Source organism: Chryseobacterium taeanense (genome assembly GCF_900099685.1).
Lineage (GTDB): Bacteria > Bacteroidota > Bacteroidia > Flavobacteriales > Weeksellaceae > Chryseobacterium > Chryseobacterium taeanense.
The window spans coordinates 45,879-65,850 of the sequence record NZ_FNDW01000007.1 but is presented as its reverse complement, the minus strand read 5'-3'; the positions used below and the strand labels follow the sequence as shown (position 1 = coordinate 65,850).

The following is a 19,972-nucleotide window of genomic DNA, read 5'->3' as shown; positions in this document are numbered from 1 at the left end:
TGAAAGGTTAAAATAAATCTGATCGTATATTCTTCTATTTTTAATATATATTAAAAATTTATTATTAATTTAACTTTATTGTATTCTTAGTGTTGCTTTTTTGTAATTTTATTTTGAATTTAGTTATTAATCAAGAAAAATTTAAACAAAATGAGTACACTCAAATTAAAAGACGGAACTGAGATTTTTTACAAAGACCAGGGAGAAGGACCTGTATTGATGTTTCACCACGGCTGGCCCTTATCATCAGACGACTGGGATGCGCAGGTTATTTTTTTTCTGCAGAGAGGTTATAGAGTAGTGGCACACGACAGAAGAGGCCATGGGCGTTCCAGTCAGAATATTTATAATCACACCATTGAGCAATATGCTTCCGATGCCGCTGAGCTGGTAGAATTTCTTGATCTGAAAGATGTGGTTCATATCGGGCATTCTACAGGTGGTGGAGAAGTAATCAGGTATGTTAACAAATATGCGAACGGAAGAGCTAAAAAAGCAGTGTTAATCAGTGCAATTCCTCCTGTGATGGTACAAAGCGAAAATAACCCTGATGGAGTACCAATGTCCGTTTTTGATGGTATCAGAGATCAGACTTTAAACAACAGAAACCAGTTTTACTATGACCTTACTTTTCCTTTTTATGGGTACAACAGGGAAGGGGCGGATGTAAAAGACGGCGTGCAGAGAAACTGGTGGAGACAGGGTATGATGGGCGGAATTGTGGCACATTACGACGGCATTAAAGCTTTTTCTGAAACAGATCTTACCGAAGACCTGAAAGCCGTAGATATTCCTGTTCTGGTTCTTCATGGCGAGGATGACCAGATTGTCCCGATAGAAAATTCTGCTATAAAATCTGCCAAATTATTAAAGAACGGACAACTGATTACTTATCCGGGGTTCCCACACGGAATGCCAACCACGGAACATCAGACCATCAACAAAGATATTCTGGAATTTATTGAAAAGGAAGAGTAGAAATGCGGCGATCGATGTATTGCAGGCAAAATGCTTCATTGAGTCCGTATAAAAATCATTAAAAACCGTTATTTCATTTAAAAATTAAACGGAGAAGGGCAGGTAATTATTAATTTTACTTAATTATTACAAATTTTTCCGTCTGTATTAGGCTGGAATTGCCATAAAACATATATTTGCAGCCTAAATTTTAAAAATAATGAAAGAATTAATTGAAAAAATCAACGCAGAATTTGAAGCTTTTGCAACTGAAGCAAACCAACAAGCAGAAAAAGGAAATAAAGCAGCGGGAACAAGAGCTCGTAAATCAGCTTTAGAATTAAGCAAACTTTTCAAAGAATTCAGAAAAGTTTCTGTTGAAGAATCTAAAAAATAAGAAGAATCCCTGTCGGTAACGGCAGGGATCTTTATTAAATCATACTTTATTAAAGAATCATACTCAGCTGGATTCTTTTTCGTACCTCATCCACCTCGGTTACTTTTACCTGAACGTGCTGATGTAATTTTACCACTTCGTTTACGTCTGAAACAAATCCGTCTTTAAGCTGGGAAATATGCACCAGTCCGCTTTCTTTGATTCCTAAGTCTACAAAACATCCGAAAGCGGTAATATTATTGACGATTCCGGGCAATATCATCCCAATTTTAAGATCTCCGATCTTTTTCACATTTGGATCAAACTCGAAAATTTTAGCTGCCTTTCTAGGGTCTAAACCTGGTTTTTCCAGTTCTTTTAAAATATCTTTAATTCCCAAAATACCAATATCTTCGGTGGTATATTTTTCAGGATCAATCTTACTGATTTTCTCTTTATTAGCAATAAGCTCAAGAGTTGTAATGCTTAAATCTTTAGCCATTTTTTCAACAATTCCGTAAGCTTCCGGATGTACGGCAGAATTATCCAGCGGATTCTTAGCATTGTTAATTCTTACAAATGCAGCTGCCTGCTGAAAAGCCTTTTCTCCAAGCCTCGGAACTTTTTTCAGCTGTTTACGGTCTTCAAAAGCGCCATTTTCGGCACGATAATTCACGATATTTTCTGCCATTTTCTCACCGATCCCGGACACGTAGCTTAATAAAGATTTGCTGGCCGTATTCAAATTAATTCCTACGGAATTTACACATTTCATCACCGTGGAATCCAGTTCATTCTTTAATCGGGGCTGGTCTACATCATGTTGATACTGACCTACGCCGATAGATTTCGGGTCGATCTTTACAAGCTCTGCCAGAGGATCTGATAATCTTCTTCCGATAGAAACGGCTCCACGAACCGTTACATCGTACGTAGGGAATTCTTCTCTGGCAATTTTACTTGCAGAATATACCGAAGCTCCGGCCTCTGAAACCACAAAAACCTGTAAAGGCTTGTCGAATGCAATTTTTTTAATGAAAAATTCAGTTTCGCGACTGGCAGTTCCGTTTCCGATGGAGATGGCTTCGATATTGTAGGCATTCACCATAGACCGGATTTTTTTCATTGCCATTCCGGATTCGTTTTGGGGAGCATGAGGATAGATGGTTTCATTATGTAGAAGATCTCCTTTTTCATCGAGACATACAACTTTACATCCACTTCTGTAGCCGGGATCGATCGCGAGAATTCGCTTTTCTCCCAAAGGCGGAGCCAGCAGAAGCTGTGTAAGGTTCTCAGAAAAGATTTCGATGGCTTTTTTATCCGCCTTCTCTTTAGCTTCCTGCAAAGTTTCATTAGAAATCGTGGGTTCCAGCAATCGTTTATAGCTGTCCTTTATCGCAAGTGAAATCTGCTCTGCTGTTTCGTTGCCTGATTTAATAATGGCGTTTTCTATAAATTCCAGGGCTTCATCTTTATCGATCCCGATATTTGTTTTCACAAAACCTTCCGCTTCTGCTCTCAGCATCGCTAAAAGGCGGTGCGAAGGCGTTCTGCTGAGGCTTTCTTCCCATTCAAAATACTGCGAGAATTTCTGAGCCGCTTCTTCATCTTTTTTCGTTTTTACCACTTTTGAAGTGATTATCGCTTTCCTTTGGAATAGCCTTCTGAGATTTTTGCGGACATACATGTTTTCATTGATCCATTCTGCCATGATATCCCTTGCACCCTGAAGTGCTTCTTCTTCTGAATCTACCTGATCGTTGAGGTATTTTGAAGCTAAAAAATGCAGATCCTGAACTTTTTGGCTCATTATCATTTTAGCTAAAGGTTCCAAGCCTTTCTCCTTGGCGGCATCTGCTTTTGTTTTTTTTCTTTTTTTAAAGGGAAGGTATAAATCTTCAATTTCCTGAATATCGAAGCTTTCTTCAATTCTTTGCCTTAATTCGGGAGTCAGGGCGTTTTGCTCCTCGATAGATTTTAGGATAGATTCTTTTCTTTTAACGATCTCTTCAAACTGTTTGCTGATCTTTGAGATCTGTTCGATTTGAGTTTCGTCGAGGTTTCCCGTTTTATCTTTCCGGTAGCGTGCGATAAATGGAATGGTGCAGTCTTCTGCAAGCAGCTGAAGGGTAGAGCTGATGCTTTTTTCCTGAATGTTTGTAAGGTTCTGTATGTATCGGGTAACGTTCATTTTAAAATTTAAATGGCTAAAATAATCATTTTTAATATGGGGAAAAGTATTTGAGGTTAGCCATCTTTTTGTTATTTTAGCTTTTTCACAGGTAAATTAAGTGAGATTTAAATTTATTGATGTATGATAAGGACTTCCCTGATGAAGTTTTCTATTTTTGTACTTCAACAGCGAAATATTTTAGATTTATATTCAAATATTTTCTGGCTGATAAATAATAAACTTTTAAAACAATTAGATAATATGAAAAAATTGAGTGTTATAGCTCTTGTAGCTGTCGGATTATTGGCAACATCATGTAATAAAGAAAAATCTGCTGAAAATGCAGCAACAGCTCAGGAGCAGGCGGTAGCAGAAAGTAAAGGAGAAGTGCTGCCTGTCGATACGGCAACATCTGTAGTAAACTGGAAAGCTTTCCACAAAGGAGGAATGGCACCACGTTGGGGAACATTGATGGTAAAATCTGGTGATTTAAGCATTGAAAACGGAAATGTTGCAGCAGGAAATTTTGTTATTGATATGAACTCTCTTAAAGTAGATCCTGCTTCGGTAACTGAAAAAGATAAGAAACCGGCAGATCTTGAAGCACATCTTAAAAACCCTGATTTCTTCGATACGACAAAAAATCCTACTTCAGAGTTTAAGATCACCAATGTAGCCGATCTTACAAATGCACCTGCTGATGCTGTTGCGGGGGCTAACAAAACAGTAAGCGGAAATCTTACCCTTTCAGGAAAAACCATGAACGTAACCTTCCCTGCAAAAGTTGACGTAACAGAAAGTTCTGCTTCTATTCAGGCTAAATTCACTGTAAACAGAGCAGATTGGGGTATCAAGTTCGGAACTTCCGAGGCTGATCCGGCAGAATGGATGATTAGCAAAGACATCGAAATCGCTGTTGACGTAAAAGCTAAGAAGTAAGTTCGTTAGATATAAAATTGTTGAAGCCGTCTTTTTTAAGGCGGTTTTTTTATATAAATATGTAAAGATCAGATTTCGATATTACACTAATTTCAGAATTAACTACAAAAGATAATAACTGCATAAAGTTCTCAAAAGAATGCTGAACATCAGTGACAGCACGTTGCTGCGAATCAGGCGATCAGAGGAAATTCCGCATATCAGGATCGGGCGGAAGATATTTTATCCCAAATGGGTTATTGATGCTCAATTCAGAAATGCTTTCAGAAAATGAAAGCATTTTTTTATGCCTGTTAGCGAAATTCTAAAAAAATATCCGTCAAAATCCGTCATTTTTTCCGACAATCGTTCGGGCGTTCTTCGGGTCTTCTTCGGAAAAAGTACCGTTTTTCCGAAGCCGACCCGAAGGTGATCCGAAGAAGACCCGAAGAAAGTACCCCGGAAACCCGTCAAATCCCGTCAAAATGCGTCAAATCCCGTCACAGTTTTCACAGGTGCTCGAAAATGCAAAATTCCGTTCTATCTTCGTTTTGTTAATTTTAAAAATGCAAAGAAATGGCAAGAATAACCAAAGGAATCCTGGGAGGATTTTCAGGAAAAGTAGGAACAATCGTAGGCGCGAACTGGCGCGGACAGGACATCATCAGGAGCATCCCGAAACCAAGCAACAGGCCGCCGAGTGAGAAGCAGCAGCTTCAGCAGGAGAAATTTAAAACAGTCATCGCCTTTCTCCAGCCGCTCAAAAGTATTCAGACGAAATATTTCGGATCGGGGAGCGGTTCAAAATCCAGAGTGAATATGGCGGTATCCTACACCATCAGTGAGGCAATACAGATGACGGGCGATGTTCCCGAATTGATGTACAATAAGGTGTTGATTACCAAAGGCGATCTCACCGGTTTTCAGAATGTGGCAGCAGTTCCGCAAACGGGAAATATCATCCGGCTGAGCTGGGAGAATAATTCCACCCAAGGCAATGCTTCCGAAACCGACCAGGTCAACGTGATCTGCTACTGCGAAGAGCTGGATCGCTTTGAAATCTTTGAATCCGTAGGGATCCGCACGGACTTAACAAAAGATGTTACGTTTCCGGCAGTGTATATGGGAAAAGAGATCCAGGTCTGGAGCTACCTTCATAATGAGAAGGGAACTGTGGCTTGTAATAGCGTGCATGTGGGTGCTGTTATCCTGATCTAGAAATGATGAGCTGCCTCAAAAGTGAGGCGGCTTTTTTGTTTATATAGGTTAATCAAAGAATAGGAGTTGCGCTGGCTGGAATGCTTATTTATAAATTATTCAACAATCCTATAATAAGAAAGGCGAGTTGCCCCGCCTTGAATGTTTTCACAACGGAATAATCCTTATTGTGAATTGCTTTCGGATACAAATCTAAAAATTATTTTTTTAATTATTTTATGGTTTTCCACAAAATACTTACTTTTTTTCTCTTTATTTTTATACAATTTCAAAAAACTAATAGATATGACAAAGCATATACTTGGATTAGACTTGGGTACAAACTCGATTGGTTGGGCGTTAGTAAAACAGGATTTTGACAATAAACAAGGAGAGATTCTTGGTATGGGAAGCAGGATTATTCCGATGGGAACGGATAAACAAGACTATGAAAAGGGAATCGGAATAACCAAAAATGCTGATCGGAGAACCAAGCGAACTATTCGCAAAATGAATAAACGCTATAAGCTTCGCCGTAATAAACTACTCTATATTCTTCACGAATTGGAAATGTTACCAGAGCAATTTCAATTTAAAAATGGTATTCCCGAACCCAACAAAATCCAGGAGTTAGAATTATTGCCTATCAAGAAAGGAATGCTGCAGTTGGATTCACTTACTCATTACAAATTAAGAGCGAATGCAATTGATTATGTTATTGATATTAAAGATTTCGGGAAAATATTATATCAGTTTAATCAGCTTAGGGGATACTCAGGAGGCAATAATGAGGAAAACACTAAGAATAAGCAGGAAGACAATTTCGATGATGAAAACGAAAGTGTAAAAAAATATGAAGTAATAACCCAAAAAGTACTCATTCAAAACGTAGAGCTATCAGACACAAAATTTAAAGGCAGGGGAAAAAATAAAGATTTAGAGTTTAATAAATTCAATGTAACCGTTTTACTGGATGACGAAGAATTGGAAGGGGAAACGGAACTACAAAATTTGAGCGAAAAAATCAATCAGGAAGAAGAATTAGAAATCCGCATCAGAAGAAACAAAAAAGCAGAAACTACTTCGGTTGTATTTGCCTTACCCCAAAAAACAAACTGGCGCAAACAAATGGAAAAAACAGAGGAGGATTTAAAACAATCAAATCTTTTGGTGAGCCAGTTATTTGTAAAAGATTTGGAACAAAACAAATGGACAAAAATCAGAAACCGGGTTATCCTTCGCAATCGCTATCAGGAGGAATTTGATGCCATTTGGAAAACACAAAGTAATTACTACTCCTTTTTAAATGATTGTGCGAAAGATAAATTGGAAAAAATTGCCAATTACCTGTTTCCAGGAAAAAGTGAATCACAAGGAAGATTAAGAAAAGAAGCTATTAACGGAGGATTAAAATACATCATCAAAAATCAGGTAATTTATTATCAGCGCCCCTTAAAACCACAAACGGAATTAATCAGCAAGTGTCAGTTTGAGAAAGAAGAAACAGTTTTACCTAATTCGCACCCATTGTTTCAAGAGTTCAGATGTTGGGACCAGATTAACAGAATGTATATCACTTCCAAGCAAGAAGTATGGAATGAAAGAAAAGGCAAAACCGTTTTTCAATATAGTGACCGATTCTTAACAACAGAGCAAAAACAGCAGATTTATCAAAGACTACAAATACAAAAACAAGTCAGTTTTTCTGATGTAGCAAAAATCATCAACCTGAAAAGTGATAAAACAGAATATTTGAACGGATTGAATGCCAAAACCAAGCTAAAAGGCTGCGATACTGTAATCACTATTAAAAAAGCTCTGGGAGAACATTTTGATGAACTTTATTTACAAGATAATTTTATCGTAAATAACCTATGGAAAGCTATTTTCGATAATGCCAATAATGGCAATGAATACGATGTCAAAAGTCCAAAGGTTTCTTCTATTATAGAAGTTTTGAAGCCTTTAAACAATAATGAACTTGTAACGGAAATGGCTTTGAGAATAGCTCAGACAATTAAATTTCCAAGAAAGTATTCCAGCCTTTCTGAAAAAGCAATTATCAATATATTGCCTTTGATGCAATTAAATCCTTCTGCTGTTACAGAAAGAGTAAAAGCAAATTTTGAAAACATAGAACATCTTATAGAGACAGGAGAAATTTTAGATGACAATCTCTTGGAGGATTATGTTATCAGTTTTGTGAAAAACAATCCAAACGCCTTCCAAACAGGTGGTTTTATGTATGCTTTTGCGAGTTCACTGGTATACGGCAGACATACTCAAGAAAACATAAAGCCTCAGATTAAAGACTATCACGATATAAAATACGCAGAGCGAAACCTAAGAAACCCAATCGTATCGCAGTTAGCAAATGAAACAATGCAGATTGTAAAATCCCTTTGGAAACAACACCAGTTCAATCCAGAAGAATTGGAAATCAGGATTGAACTTGCCCGGGATTTAAAAAACAGTGCGGCGGAGAGAGACAAAATTTTCAAAGGTCAAATCAAAAGTCAAAGGATAAATGATAGCATAAAAAAAAGATTACAACAAGAAAACATCCCAATAACTGACAGGAATATTTTGAAATATAAATTATATGAGCAACAAAAATTTATGTCTCCATATACTAAAAACAAAATAATCCCTTTCAGTTCTTTATTTGATGACAGGCTTTATGATATAGACCACATTATTCCAAAATCCAGATATTTTGACGACTCTCTTTCCAACAAAGTGGTATGTGAAACCCATATCAATGAAGAAAAAAGCAATCGAACAGCCTGGGAATATATTTCTCAGCAAAATTCACGTTTTGACGTCTGTTCCGAATCGGAATATGTTCAGTTTGTGAACGATACTTTCTACGGTAAGAAAAAGAAAAATCTTTTATTAGAAAAAATCCCCAAAGACCTTGTTGAACGGTCTATTAAGGACACGCAATACATTTCAGTCGCAGTAAAAAATGAACTGGCAAAAATTGTAGGAAGTGAAAATGTAAAAACGACTACCGGTGAAGTTACGGACTTTTTAAGAAGCAGATGGGGACTTCGTGATCTGTTTATGAGACTCACAAAAGAGCGTTTCAAACAAATGGAATTATGGGACATCAATCCTGAAACAAGCGTAACGAATGAAGAATGGGTAAAAATGGAATTTGATGAACGAAAAAATAAGAAAGTTCTTCGTATTAAAAACTGGAGCAAACGATACGACCACAGACATCACGCTATTGATGCGTTGGTAGTAGCGCTTACACAACAAAGTCACATCCAGCGTCTGAATAATCTCAATAAGTATTTGCAGGATGAACTTATTAAAAGAAAAGAAGAATTTCATTTGGAAATCAAGGAAGGTGAAACCGTTTTGGAAACCTTCTTCAATCTTGAAGAGTCAAGAAGAGAGGAAATCCAGAAACAAATAGAAAGTTCCCGATTTTTTGACAAGCCATTTGATGGACTTATAGAGCAAGCCAAAAACCATCTGGAAGCAATGACCGTTTCCATCAAGCCGAAAGATAAATTGGGTGTAAAGAAAAACGATGAGGGAAAACTCCAGTTAAAAATCAGAGGAGCTTTACATCAGGAAACCAATTACGGAAAAACTAAAGACCCTAAGACAAAGCTTCTACGAGATACGAAAACGATTGATTTATCAAATTTGAAAGCTAAAGATATCCCTCAAATCATAGACGAAGTTCTTCAGAAAGAAGTAGATGCACATAAAAACAAATACGAATCCGTAAAAGAGGCCTTTACAGGAGAAGGATTAAAAGCATTTAATGAAACCAGGTTCCAAACAAAACAGCCTGGTAAACAAAAACCACCCGTTTACAAAGTCAAAGTTTGGTATAGCAATAAAGAAACGGAAGAAAGTACACTGCAAAGACTTTACAAGAACAATGAAAAATTAAGCGTTGTTACCGGAGATAATTACCTGTTTTTGGTAATGGAAAAAGATACGAAAAAGGGAAAAGAGCGTGTATTTGATATTGCTTCACTATATGATTCGGCTGATATAGCTAAAAGTTCTTTGAAAGATAATGATGAAAACTTTAAGCAAAAAATATCTGAAGCCTATAGGCTTACTTATGGAGAACGAAATAAATTAAGAGGTAAAATCCAAGAAAATCCAGATAGAGTTTTGTTTACACTTCAACAAAATGATTTGGTATATCTGCCGGAAAATAGAGAAGACAGAGTCTTAAGTTTTTCAAACGAAGAACTTAAAAATTGGCTTTCAGACATTGAAAACAAGAAGGTGTTCAGCAAACGTATTTATAAAGTTGCCAAATTTGGAGGGAAAGACTGTCATTTCATCCCACACAATTATGCCAACGTTATAAGTATACCCAAGGATTTGAGTGATGAACAAAAAGAAATTTTGAAAGAACAATACAAAGGCAAAGCAATACCTAAAAAAGAATTGAATTTTATGGAATTTGGTTCCTATAGAGATTGTTCTCCCTATGAAGCTGGCGAAGTTTTTACAAAAAGCTTGACAACGGATAAAAATAATAAAAAGTCAATGGTCAAGCCTCTTAAAATTCAAGATACTTGTATCAAATTAAATATAGATTGGTTAGGAAATGTTTCAAAAGTATGAATTATGTCAAAAGCAGCATTGAAAAAAGAGCTACAAAATCTCACAAAAGAACAATTGATAGTTGTATCAAAAAATTAAACTATGATCACCCGCTCCATCTACATCGGCAATCCGGCTTATCTCAAACTTAAAGATGAGCAGATGAAAATCCTCTGTCCGGAAACCAAAACGGAAAAGGGGAGTGTTCCTGTAGAAGATTTGGGCTTGCTGATGCTGGATCATTATCAGATTACGATTTCGCACAATCTTATTCAGAAAATGATGGGAAATAATGTGGTGGTCGTGAGTTGTGATACTCATCATCTGCCACACGGAATTATGCTGCCATTGTACGGACATACCGAACATTCGGATAGGGTAAAAGACCAGTTGGAAGCGAGCGAACCGCTCAAAAAACAACTCTGGAAGCAGACGGTAGAATGTAAGATCGAAAACCAGAAAAATGTCCTGATGAAATTAGGAAATTACTATGAACCGATGCTGGAATATCAAAGAAGTGTAAAATCAGGTGATGTCACCAATATGGAAGGCATCGCCGCCCAGCACTACTGGAAATATCTCATCAGTCTGGATTTTTTAAGACAGCGTTTCGGAGACTCACCCAACCAGTTTTTTAATTTCGGATATGCAGTTCTCAGAAGCATTGTTGCCAGAGCTATTGTTGAGACTGGACTGCTTCCTGTTCTGGGAATTTTTCATAAAAATAAGTACAATCCGTATTGCCTTGCAGATGATCTCATGGAACCTTACCGTCCGTTTATAGATGTACTGGTCATGCAGTGGCTGCAAATGAATTCTGAAACAGAGGAGCTTACGAAAGAGTTTAAAGCTTATATTCTACAGATTGCCACAAAGGACGTACGGATTGATGATAAAACCAGACCCTTATTAGTTGCAGTTAAAATTACAGCATCTTCACTATATAAGTGTTACACAGGTGAAAAACGGTTGATCTCTTATCCTGAGCTGCTATGAATGCCGAAAGGTTTAATGCATACCGAATTATGTGGGTGTTAGTATTATATGATCTCCCGACCGAGACCAAAGCCAATATGAGAGATGCCAACCGCTTTCGCAAAGCTCTTATCGATGACGGATTCATGCTGTTCCAGTTTTCGATGTATGTGCGTCATTGCCCAAGCCGTGAAAATGCGGAAGTTCATATTAAAAGAGTGAAGTTTATGCTGCCAAAAGCTGGTAAAGTGGCCATTATGTGTATCACAGATAAGCAGTTTGGAGATATTGAAATCTTTTTTGCCAGGAATAAAGAAGAACCGCCACCGACCTTTCAGCAACTTGAATTATTCTGATTTTTTAAATTCTAAATAATAAATAAACCCACTGTGAGTCAGTGGGTTAAATTTTGAGGTTGTTGTGTATCCCAAAGATACGGATAAATGAAAGCAATTCACAACTTATTCAGCGACCGGAAATAATTCATTATTGTTGTTGTGTATCCCAAAGATACGGATAAATGAAAGCAATTCACAACTTGGTATCGTCGTAATAAATTCAGTCAAAAGTTGTTGTGTATCCCAAAGATACGGATAAATGAAAGCAATTCACAACTAAATCATCACGCCGCTTGTTTCGCCTTCCGTTGTTGTGTATCCCAAAGATACGGATAAATGAAAGCAATTCACAACTATTTCTCCTGATTCCTTTTTTGTTGACGAGTTGTTGTGTATCCCAAAGATACGGATAAATGAAAGCAATTCACAACAAGTAAATCCGGAATTCGAAGCGAAAATAAGTTGTTGTGTATCCCAAAGATACGGATAAATGAAAGCAATTCACAACAGTAACCGTAACTAAGGGTTATAATGTAGTGTTGTTGTGTATCCCAAAGATACGGATAAATGAAAGCAATTCACAACATCCCCATTTAATATTACTATATTACTAGTGTTGTTGTGTATCCCAAAGATACGGATAAATGAAAGCAATTCACAACGAACTCTAGTAGCACCTTTCTAGCATTTCCGTTGTTGTGTATCCCAAAGATACGGATAAATGAAAGCAATTCACAACAACACCGGTATAATTAAAAAGAAAGGATATGTTGTTGTGTATCCCAAAGATACGGATAAATGAAAGCAATTCACAACTAGTTCTGTTGCGGATTTGATTAGTTTTTTGTTGTTGTGTATCCCAAAGATACGGATAAATGAAAGCAATTCACAACAGTAACCGTAACTAAGGGTTATAATGTAGTGTTGTTGTGTATCCCAAAGATACGGATAAATGAAAGCAATTCACAACATCAATACTTGATCAGCGGCTGCAGTAGAGTTGTTGTGTATCCCAAAGATACGGATAAATGAAAGCAATTCACAACAAAGGGAAAGAGTTCCTATACCTAAGTTTTGTTGTTGTGTATCCCAAAGATACGGATAAATGAAAGCAATTCACAACAGAATATCATTCTTATGCAGACATTAATGTGTTGTTGTGTATCCCAAAGATACGGATAAATGAAAGCAATTCACAACAACTTAGTGGAAGGCCATAATATACGTAAGGTTGTTGTGTATCCCAAAGATACGGATAAATGAAAGCAATTCACAACCCTCCGATTCTAATTACTAAACCATCTAGTGTTGTTGTGTATCCCAAAGATACGGATAAATGAAAGCAATTCACAACCTGCATCATTTACTGCAAAGTGAGTTTTATGTTGTTGTGTATCCCAAAGATACTGATAAATGAAAATGACAATAATAAAAAATCCAAGCGTAAAGTTCAAATTACGCTTGGATTTTAATTCTTCTAGCAAGATGTCAATATACTTTTTGAAAAGATTTAGGACTTAACCAAATTCAATTCCGCCTCAAAGACGTCCTCAAAATGTTTTCTGATCTTCGCCTTGATATCTTCCATTTCTTCAGGAGTCAGTTCTCTTTCCAGTTCTCTTTTCAGGGAAGTTACCTGCTTATCCTTGATGCCGCAGGGGATGATATATTCAAAATACCGCATATCGGTGTTCACATTGAGAGCAAAACCATGCAATGTTACCCAACGGGAAGCTTTTACGCCCATCGCACAGATTTTTCGGGCATACGGTTTTCCCACATCCAGCCATACTCCGGTTTCACCTGGCGAACGTTCTCCTTGAAGGCCGTATTCGGCGATGGTTCTGATGATGACTTCCTCCAGGTTTCTCATGTATTTATGAATGTCTGTGAAGAAATTCTCAAGATCCAGAACGGGGTAGCCGACAATTTGTCCGTAGCCGTGATAAGTGATGTCTCCGCCACGGTTTACCTTTACAAAAGTGGCCTCTATTTCTTTTAATTTATCGATTCCGGCAAGCATATTTTCTTCATGACCGCTTTTTCCCAGCGTGTAAACATGAGGATGCTCTACCAGTAAAAAATGGTTGGGCGTTGTAACGTGCTGTTCGGCAGGAAGATCGCGGTTTTTGATTTTGAGATCAATAATGTTTTTCATCAGAGATTCCTGGTAATCCCAAGCCGACTGATACTCCCGGGTTCCTAAATCTTCAAATTCTACGACTTTATTCTGAATTGTATTCATATCATTTTTTGACTCCTCAAATTTAGTGATTTTTAAGCTTTAATGGAATGGATGAAATCTATAGCTTTCTTCTTCCAATCTCTATTTTGCAATAAAATATTCACAAACGCTGTTCCGATAATTCCACCAGCGGCTTTTTCGGTAACATTTTCAAAGTCTTCTTTAGATTTAATTCCGAAACCTATCATCACTGGGTTTTTCAGAGGAAGAGCGGCCAGTCTTGAAAGATAGTTTTCATTTTTTAAAACGGCATTATCATTTCCTGTGGTGGAAGACGAACTTACGGCATATAGAAATCCCGAACTTAGAGAATCCAGGTATAAAATTCTTTCATCCGAAGTTTCAGGAGTTACCAGAAAGGTGAAATTTAAGTGATACTTTTTTAAAGTTTCACAGTAGTTCTTTTCAAATTCGATTGGGGGCAAATCAGGAATAATCAGTCCCGAAACACCACTCTCCGAACATTCTCTGCAGAAATTTTCAAATCCGAAACGTAAAACAGGATTGATGTATCCCATCAGAATGACCGGGATTTTTATTTCATTTTTAATGGATTTTAACTGAGAGAAAAGCCTTTCGATCGTCATTCCGTTGTTGAGTGCGAGTTCATGAGCCTGTTGAATGACAGGACCGTCTGCCACAGGATCGGAATAGGGCATTCCGATCTCCATCATATCTGCACCGGAATCTTGTATTAATTTGATGATCTCAGGAGTGTCTTCCAATTGCGGTATTCCTGCCGTAAAGTATATATTTAGTTTTTTTTGAGACTGAACGCCTGAAGCTTGAGAATCAAGATTACTTTTATTCATAAATTTATTTTTCTGAATTAGAATTTTGTCTTTTAGCGAAGATTTATAAATGTTTGAGATACGTTTCCATATCCTTATCACCGCGACCGCTCAGGCAGATGACAATGATGTCATTTTCATTAAATTCTTTTTTATCTAAAACGGCCAAAGCGTGCGCACTTTCCAAAGCCGGAATAATGCCTTCTAATTTTGTTAGCTCAAAAGCCGATTGTAAGGCTTCATCATCATTAATGCTAAAGAACTCAGCTCTTTTTTCCTTAAAAAGATTAGCGTGAAAAGGTCCGATTCCCGGATAATCTAACCCGGCGGAAATCGAATGTGGCTCGATTACCTGTCCATCCTCGGTCTGCATCACCAGGCTTTTGCTTCCATGCAGAACCCCTAAAGTTCCCAGAAAAGTTGTGGCTGCAGATTTTCCTGATTCAACGCCAAAACCTCCGGCTTCAGCAGCGATAATTTTAACTTCCTTTTCGTTGACGAAATGATAAAAAGCCCCTGCAGCATTGCTTCCACCGCCAACACATGCGATGATATAATCCGGATTTTCATTGCCGGTCTGTGACAAAAGCTGCTCTTTAATTTCTTTAGAAATGATACTCTGAAATCTTGCTACCAGATCAGGAAAGGGATGAGGTCCTACAACGCTTCCGATTACATAATGTGTTGTTACAGGATTGTTGATCCAGTCTCTTAAAGCTTCATTCACCGCGTCTTTTAAGGTTTTTGAGCCTGAAGTGGCGGGAACTACTTTAGCGCCCAGCATTTTCATTCTTGCCACATTCGGAGCCTGCCGCTGGATGTCGATTTCTCCCATATACACAATGCATTCCAATCCAAGCAGGGCACAGGCTGTAGCCGTTGCAACGCCGTGCTGTCCTGCACCGGTTTCTGCTATAATTCTTGTCTTTCCAAGGCGTTTTGCCAATAAAACCTGCCCCAAAGCATTGTTGATTTTATGCGCTCCCGTATGGTTCAGATCTTCTCTTTTGAGGTATATTTTTGTTTTATATTTTTCGCTTAAATTTTTCGCAAAATAAAGCGGGGTTGAGCGTCCAACGTAATTTTTCAGCAAATCCTGATATTCTCGCTGAAAGTCTTCAGAATCAATGATTTCAAGATAGTTTTTCTGCAGCTCTTCTACATTCGGATAAAGCATTTCGGGGATGAAAGCACCTCCAAATTCTCCGTAATATCCGTATTCATCCGGATTTTTATAGTTCATATTTTTGTTTTTTTATTTATTAAAAGTTTTAAATAATCTTCATGGATTAAGTCCCGAAGGGACGTTTTATATCAGGATTGGATAGAATCCAATCACGGTTAATCCCACAAGTATTTCTCATCATATTTCATTTTATGTTTTTTTAGAATCCCAATCAGTTCATCTTTATAATGAATCTGTTGGTGATGCTGTCTTTGGTTTTTGATATAGTTTTTAATATAAAATACATTTTCTTCAGTTACTGAAAAGGCTCCGTAGCCATCCTGCCAGAAGAAATTCTCATATGCTTTACCTTTTGTTTTCATCCATTTTGATGAATGGGCTTTAATTTCCTGAACTAATTTCATTAATGCAATTTTCTTCGAAAGCGAACAGAGGATATGGATATAATTATCTGTTCCTCCGATTTGTAAAACATTAATTTCCAGATTTTTACATAAGGCTGTAATGTAGGAAAAGAGTTCATTCTCTATTTTTTCGTCTATGAAATCTTCTCTGTGCTTTGTGCTGAAAACAATGTGAATATAATTTTTTACCAATGACTGTGACATCTTTTTGTGTTTTTATTAATTGTTGATATAAATCGGATTAGCACCCGATCCTATTGTAAATCGTCCCTTCGAGACTCAATTCATTTAATCGTATTCTTTAACATTTTTATTCTTTCCAAATCTTTAATGCCGGGTTCCGTTTCAAATTTTGAATTAACATCCAATGCAAAAGGTTTTTGATGCAAAAGGTTTGTATTTTGAGTGTTTTCTTCTGAAATTCCGCCGCTCAGAAAATAGGGAAGAGGGATTTCAATTTCATTCAATAAATTCCAGTTAAAAGTTTTTCCTGTTCCTCCGAAGGCTTTTGAGTCGGTATCAAAAAGTAGATAATTAACTGCAGATGGCTGAGCGTTGATTGTTTTTTGCAATTCATCCGGATTCTGATTTTCGATTCTTATGACTTTAATAATTTCAATTTCGGGATTTAATTTTTCTCTTAATTCAAGAATGAAATTTTCGTCTTCGTCACCGTGAAGCTGTATAAAATTCAGCTTTGCCCTTTCTGCTGTTGCAGTAATTTTTTCAATATTTTCATTCACAAAAACGCCAGTTTTACCATTGTGTTTAATCGTTGAAATTTGTTCTAAACTTAAATGATTCAGCACGTATCTCGGTGATTTTTTATAGAAGATAAAGCCCAAAAAATCAATGTTCATAGAAATTAATTCCTGAATCTGCTGCAATTGTGTTAATCCGCAAACCTTGAGTTTAGGTAGATTAATATTTACTAATTTTTGATTCACTTATAAGCTTTTATGATGTCACATTGGAAATGAAATTTCTGAATGTATTTCCCGGGTTTTCATCTTTCATGAAATATTCGCCCATTAAAAATCCGTCAAAGCCTTTTTCTTTCAGGAACCTAAAATCTTCCTCACTGTAAATTCCGCTTTCTGCAACGGAAAGAATATCTGAGGGAAGCTGGTTTTTCAAATCAACGGAATGTTGTAAATCAACCTTGAAGTCTTTGAGGTTTCGGTTGTTGATCCCTACAAAATCAATATGTTTATTAATGTGATTTAATTCTTCTTCGGAATGAATTTCCAGCAGAACTTCCAGTCCAAGTTCATGTGAAAGTTCTGTAAATTCCTGAACCTTTTGAGGGGAAAGGCAGGCTGCAATTAACAATATCACATCGGCTCCGATGGCTTTGGCCTCGTAAAACTGATATTCATCGATCATAAAGTCTTTTCTCAGAATCGGAATATGAACTTGGTTTCGGATATTCAGAATATCATCAAAGCTTCCTCCGAAAAAATCCAAATCCGTTAAAACAGAAATTCCGCTTGCTCCGAAATTCTCATAGGCAGAAACTACTTCCACAGGCGAAACTTTATCATTGATGATGCCTTTTGAAGGTGATTTTCTTTTAAATTCTGCGATAATTCCGCTTTTGCTTTTTAACGTTTCTTTTAAAGAAAAACCTTTTCTATCAAAAAATTCAGAATCTTTCAGCTGCTGTACGGAAATCTTCGATTTTGAAAAAGTGACCTCATCTTTTTTTCTCTGAATGATTTTATCCAAAATATTCATAACTGTTTCTCTATTAATTCAACAATGATTCCAGACTTTTTAATGCTTTTCCGGCAAACAAGCTTTCTTTGGAAATTAAAAGACAATCATCATAGCTGCCGAATTTGTCGGTATGGTACAAAGCGATTGCCGCATTGGCGAGAACGACAGCATTTTGTTGTTCCGTTCCTTTTCCGTGAAGAATATTCCTGAATATTTTTGCCGTTTCTACCGGCGTATCCGCTGCTTTTATACTTTCCCCTGTTACAGAATTGAAGCCTAAATCTTCCGGTGAATACACTTCTTCTCCTTTTTTAGTCATAATTTTGCTGTCAGCGGTAAGACTGATTTCATCATAACCATCCATTCCGTGAACCAGCGTGAAGTGACGGCTGTCTTTCTGTAATAGATATTGATAGATCCGGGCAATCTCAAGGTTGTACACGCCAATCATTGAAAATTGTGGTTTTGCCGGATTTACCAGAGGGCCGAGAAGATTGAAAAAAGTCCTTAGACCCAAAGATTTCCGCAATGCTCCGACAGACTGCAGCGCAGGATGAAAATAGGGTGCATGTAAAAAGCAGATATTGGCTTTTTCAAGATCTTCCTGCAGCCTTTCAGAATTGTTTTTAAATTCATAGCCCAATTCTTCCAGCACATTGGAGGAGCCGGTAATGGTTGAGGCTCCATAATTTCCGTGTTTGGTAACTTTCTGCCCGGCTCCCGCCACTACAAAACTCGCCAGCGTTGAAATATTGATCGTGTTTTTTCCGTCGCCGCCGGTTCCTACGATGTCAATCGCATCCTTTGAATCAATATTTACGGGAACTGCCATGTCTAGAAGGGCTTCACGGAAGCCTTCCAGTTCTTTGAGGGTAATATTCCGCATCAGAAAAACGCTTATAAAAGCGGTTACTTCTGTCGCATTAAATTTATTCTGAGCAATTTCAATCATGACCGCCTTCGCCTCGGATTTTGACAAAGTATAATGGTTGAAAAGATATTCAAGGATTTCTTTCATGTGTGGAGACTTTTAATTTGTGTTGTTATCAATTTAACAGGAAATTTTTAATCATAATTTCTCCCTGTGGGGTAAGAATACTTTCCGGATGAAACTGCACCCCATGTACATCGTATGTTCTGTGTTGTAATGCCATGATCATTCCGTCTTTATCTATAGCTGTAATTTCAAGCTCTTCTGGAAAGTTTTCACGGCTTACTACCCAGCTGTGGTATCTTCCGACTTCCAGTCCGCTTGAAAGATCTTTAAAAATTTTGGTATCATTTTTTACCAGATCTGCAGAAGTGGCCACCCCATGATAAATTTCTGTAAGATTGATTAAGCTTCCTCCAAACGCCTCCGCAATGGCCTGCTGACCAAGACAGACGCCCAGAATGCTTTTCTTAGGGGCATATTCTTTAATTAAATCCAGTAAAATTCCCGCTTCTTCAGGAATTCCCGGCCCCGGTGAAAGGACAATTTTGTCATATTGGTTTATTTCTTCTAAGGTGATCTGGTCGTTTTTCACCACGTCTACTTTAGTACCTAGAATTCTTTCGATAATCTGAACGAGATTATAGGTGAAACTGTCGTAGTTATCGAATACCAGGACTTTGGTTGATGGTTGTTGGTTATTGGTTGTTGGTTGTTGGTTATTAGTTGATAGTTGATGGTTGGCGGTTGATGGTATTGTATGTTTCATTTATTTTTTCTTATAATAATTAATAAATCCATTCAGTAATTTTTTACAAAGAATTATTTGATTTAAGATTACTGTATATTCTGTTTCATTGACATATTTTTGATCGGAAGACAAATAAAGCTGCGTCTCTAATTCATATAAGGAACCTCTTGCAATAAACAGAAAATGTATTGTTTCTTTGTTGGTGTTTCTTCCACAACCTTCCGCAATGTTTGAGGGAATAGAAACGGCACATCTTCTGATTTGATTTTGTAGACCAAAAATTTCTTCTTTAGGATATTTTTTTGTTGAATTATAAACAAGATTAGTAAGTTTTCTTGACTCAATCCAAACATCCAGATTGGTATATTCCATAATTTGTATTTTATATATTTTACTAATTAAATCTAACAACTAATTACAA

General features: G+C 37.1%; 18 protein-coding genes and 1 CRISPR repeat array. Of the genes, 8 read left to right on the top strand and 10 right to left on the bottom strand.

The annotated features are described in order from the left end of the window. Positions 1-150 precede the first annotated feature (150 nt). Both BLR30_RS11255 and BLR30_RS11250 read left to right on the top strand, forming a co-directional pair. A complete protein-coding gene (locus tag BLR30_RS11255; RefSeq protein ID WP_089858517.1) occupies positions 151-978 on the top strand; it encodes an alpha/beta fold hydrolase in 828 nt (275 codons plus the stop codon). A gap of 199 nt (positions 979-1,177) precedes the next feature. Further along, positions 1,178-1,354 carry a histone H1 gene (locus BLR30_RS11250; RefSeq protein ID WP_042720556.1) on the top strand — a complete coding sequence of 59 codons (177 nt, stop codon included), beginning with the start codon at positions 1,178-1,180 and terminating at the stop codon, positions 1,352-1,354. Between the two features lie 49 nt (positions 1,355-1,403). Here BLR30_RS11250 and BLR30_RS11245 read toward each other — a convergent pair whose 3' ends face one another. Beyond that, positions 1,404-3,527, bottom strand: a complete 2,124-nt coding sequence (locus BLR30_RS11245) for a Tex family protein (protein ID WP_089858514.1) — start codon at positions 3,525-3,527, stop codon at positions 1,404-1,406. 243 nt (positions 3,528-3,770) lie between these two features. On the opposite strand from BLR30_RS11245, the gene BLR30_RS11240 reads away from it, so the two are divergent. From BLR30_RS11240 to cas2, 6 genes are all read left to right on the top strand, one after another. Further along, positions 3,771-4,448 carry a YceI family protein gene (locus BLR30_RS11240; protein WP_089858830.1) on the top strand — a complete coding sequence of 226 codons (678 nt, stop codon included), beginning with the start codon at positions 3,771-3,773 and terminating at the stop codon, positions 4,446-4,448. A gap of 139 nt (positions 4,449-4,587) precedes the next feature. Next, positions 4,588-4,722 (top strand): helix-turn-helix domain-containing protein, encoded by a 135-nt coding sequence (locus BLR30_RS11235; RefSeq protein WP_089858508.1) that lies wholly within the window; start codon positions 4,588-4,590, stop codon positions 4,720-4,722. A gap of 281 nt (positions 4,723-5,003) precedes the next feature. Continuing rightward, positions 5,004-5,645, top strand: a complete 642-nt coding sequence (locus BLR30_RS11230; RefSeq protein WP_089858504.1) for a DUF6266 family protein — start codon at positions 5,004-5,006, stop codon at positions 5,643-5,645. Between the two features lie 285 nt (positions 5,646-5,930). Beyond that, positions 5,931-10,232, top strand: a complete 4,302-nt coding sequence (gene cas9 / locus BLR30_RS11225) for a type II CRISPR RNA-guided endonuclease Cas9 (protein ID WP_175443652.1) — start codon at positions 5,931-5,933, stop codon at positions 10,230-10,232. Between the two features lie 81 nt (positions 10,233-10,313). Further along, a complete protein-coding gene (gene cas1 / locus BLR30_RS11220) occupies positions 10,314-11,207 on the top strand; it encodes a type II CRISPR-associated endonuclease Cas1 (protein ID WP_089858497.1) in 894 nt (297 codons plus the stop codon). After that, positions 11,204-11,542 (top strand): CRISPR-associated endonuclease Cas2, encoded by a 339-nt coding sequence (gene cas2 / locus BLR30_RS11215; RefSeq protein WP_089858495.1) that lies wholly within the window; start codon positions 11,204-11,206, stop codon positions 11,540-11,542. The genes cas1 and cas2 overlap by 4 nt, the downstream gene beginning before the upstream one ends. A gap of 58 nt (positions 11,543-11,600) precedes the next feature. Next, a CRISPR array of direct repeats spans positions 11,601-12,878; the repeat unit is 47 nt; unit sequence GTTGTTGTGTATCCCAAAGATACGGATAAATGAAAGCAATTCACAAC. A 156-nt stretch (positions 12,879-13,034) separates the two neighbouring features. On the opposite strand, the gene lipB is transcribed toward cas2, so the two are convergent. The 9 genes from lipB to BLR30_RS11170 form a co-directional block, all read right to left on the bottom strand. Beyond that, positions 13,035-13,769 (bottom strand): lipoyl(octanoyl) transferase LipB, encoded by a 735-nt coding sequence (gene lipB, locus BLR30_RS11210; protein WP_089858491.1) that lies wholly within the window; start codon positions 13,767-13,769, stop codon positions 13,035-13,037. Between the two features lie 32 nt (positions 13,770-13,801). After that, entirely contained in the window at positions 13,802-14,581 is a 780-nt protein-coding gene (trpA, locus tag BLR30_RS11205; protein WP_089858488.1) for a tryptophan synthase subunit alpha, read from the bottom strand. A 43-nt stretch (positions 14,582-14,624) separates the two neighbouring features. Next, positions 14,625-15,803 (bottom strand): tryptophan synthase subunit beta, encoded by a 1,179-nt coding sequence (gene trpB / locus BLR30_RS11200; RefSeq protein WP_089858486.1) that lies wholly within the window; start codon positions 15,801-15,803, stop codon positions 14,625-14,627. A gap of 98 nt (positions 15,804-15,901) precedes the next feature. Continuing rightward, positions 15,902-16,354: an IS200/IS605 family transposase gene (tnpA, locus tag BLR30_RS11195; protein ID WP_089858482.1), complete on the bottom strand. Its 453-nt coding sequence runs from the start codon at positions 16,352-16,354 to the stop codon at positions 15,902-15,904. Between the two features lie 80 nt (positions 16,355-16,434). Beyond that, positions 16,435-17,097: a phosphoribosylanthranilate isomerase gene (locus BLR30_RS11190; protein WP_262484105.1), complete on the bottom strand. Its 663-nt coding sequence runs from the start codon at positions 17,095-17,097 to the stop codon at positions 16,435-16,437. 10 nt (positions 17,098-17,107) lie between these two features. Then, positions 17,108-17,887 carry an indole-3-glycerol phosphate synthase TrpC gene (gene trpC, locus BLR30_RS11185; RefSeq protein ID WP_089858479.1) on the bottom strand — a complete coding sequence of 260 codons (780 nt, stop codon included), beginning with the start codon at positions 17,885-17,887 and terminating at the stop codon, positions 17,108-17,110. Positions 17,888-17,900: 13 nt separating this feature from the next. Further along, entirely contained in the window at positions 17,901-18,887 is a 987-nt protein-coding gene (gene trpD, locus BLR30_RS11180; RefSeq protein ID WP_089858475.1) for an anthranilate phosphoribosyltransferase, read from the bottom strand. 28 nt (positions 18,888-18,915) lie between these two features. Continuing rightward, positions 18,916-19,569, bottom strand: coding sequence for an anthranilate synthase component II (locus tag BLR30_RS11175; protein ID WP_089858472.1), 654 nt, complete (start codon positions 19,567-19,569; stop codon positions 18,916-18,918). Beyond that, positions 19,570-19,923 carry a four helix bundle protein gene (locus BLR30_RS11170; protein WP_089858469.1) on the bottom strand — a complete coding sequence of 118 codons (354 nt, stop codon included), beginning with the start codon at positions 19,921-19,923 and terminating at the stop codon, positions 19,570-19,572. Positions 19,924-19,972: the final 49 nt, after the last annotated feature.

Excerpts from the sequence above, each read along its gene's own strand:
- BLR30_RS11255 (WP_089858517.1), top strand. The coding sequence starts at position 151 with ATGAGTACACTCAAATTAAAAGACGGAACTGAGATTTTTTACAAAGAC.
- BLR30_RS11250 (WP_042720556.1), top strand. The coding sequence starts at position 1,178 with ATGAAAGAATTAATTGAAAAAATCAACGCAGAATTTGAAGCTTTTGCA.
- BLR30_RS11245 (WP_089858514.1), bottom strand. The coding sequence starts at position 3,527 with ATGAACGTTACCCGATACATACAGAACCTTACAAACATTCAGGAAAAA.
- BLR30_RS11240 (WP_089858830.1), top strand. The coding sequence starts at position 3,771 with ATGAAAAAATTGAGTGTTATAGCTCTTGTAGCTGTCGGATTATTGGCA.
- BLR30_RS11235 (WP_089858508.1), top strand. The coding sequence starts at position 4,588 with ATGCTGAACATCAGTGACAGCACGTTGCTGCGAATCAGGCGATCAGAG.
- BLR30_RS11230 (WP_089858504.1), top strand. The coding sequence starts at position 5,004 with ATGGCAAGAATAACCAAAGGAATCCTGGGAGGATTTTCAGGAAAAGTA.
- cas9 (WP_175443652.1), top strand. The coding sequence starts at position 5,931 with ATGACAAAGCATATACTTGGATTAGACTTGGGTACAAACTCGATTGGT.
- cas1 (WP_089858497.1), top strand. The coding sequence starts at position 10,314 with ATGATCACCCGCTCCATCTACATCGGCAATCCGGCTTATCTCAAACTT.
- cas2 (WP_089858495.1), top strand. The coding sequence starts at position 11,204 with ATGAATGCCGAAAGGTTTAATGCATACCGAATTATGTGGGTGTTAGTA.
- lipB (WP_089858491.1), bottom strand. The coding sequence starts at position 13,769 with ATGAATACAATTCAGAATAAAGTCGTAGAATTTGAAGATTTAGGAACC.
- trpA (WP_089858488.1), bottom strand. The coding sequence starts at position 14,581 with ATGAATAAAAGTAATCTTGATTCTCAAGCTTCAGGCGTTCAGTCTCAA.
- trpB (WP_089858486.1), bottom strand. The coding sequence starts at position 15,803 with ATGAACTATAAAAATCCGGATGAATACGGATATTACGGAGAATTTGGA.
- tnpA (WP_089858482.1), bottom strand. The coding sequence starts at position 16,354 with ATGTCACAGTCATTGGTAAAAAATTATATTCACATTGTTTTCAGCACA.
- trpC (WP_089858479.1), bottom strand. The coding sequence starts at position 17,887 with ATGAATATTTTGGATAAAATCATTCAGAGAAAAAAAGATGAGGTCACT.
- trpD (WP_089858475.1), bottom strand. The coding sequence starts at position 18,887 with ATGAAAGAAATCCTTGAATATCTTTTCAACCATTATACTTTGTCAAAA.
- BLR30_RS11175 (WP_089858472.1), bottom strand. The coding sequence starts at position 19,569 with ATGAAACATACAATACCATCAACCGCCAACCATCAACTATCAACTAAT.
- BLR30_RS11170 (WP_089858469.1), bottom strand. The coding sequence starts at position 19,923 with ATGGAATATACCAATCTGGATGTTTGGATTGAGTCAAGAAAACTTACT.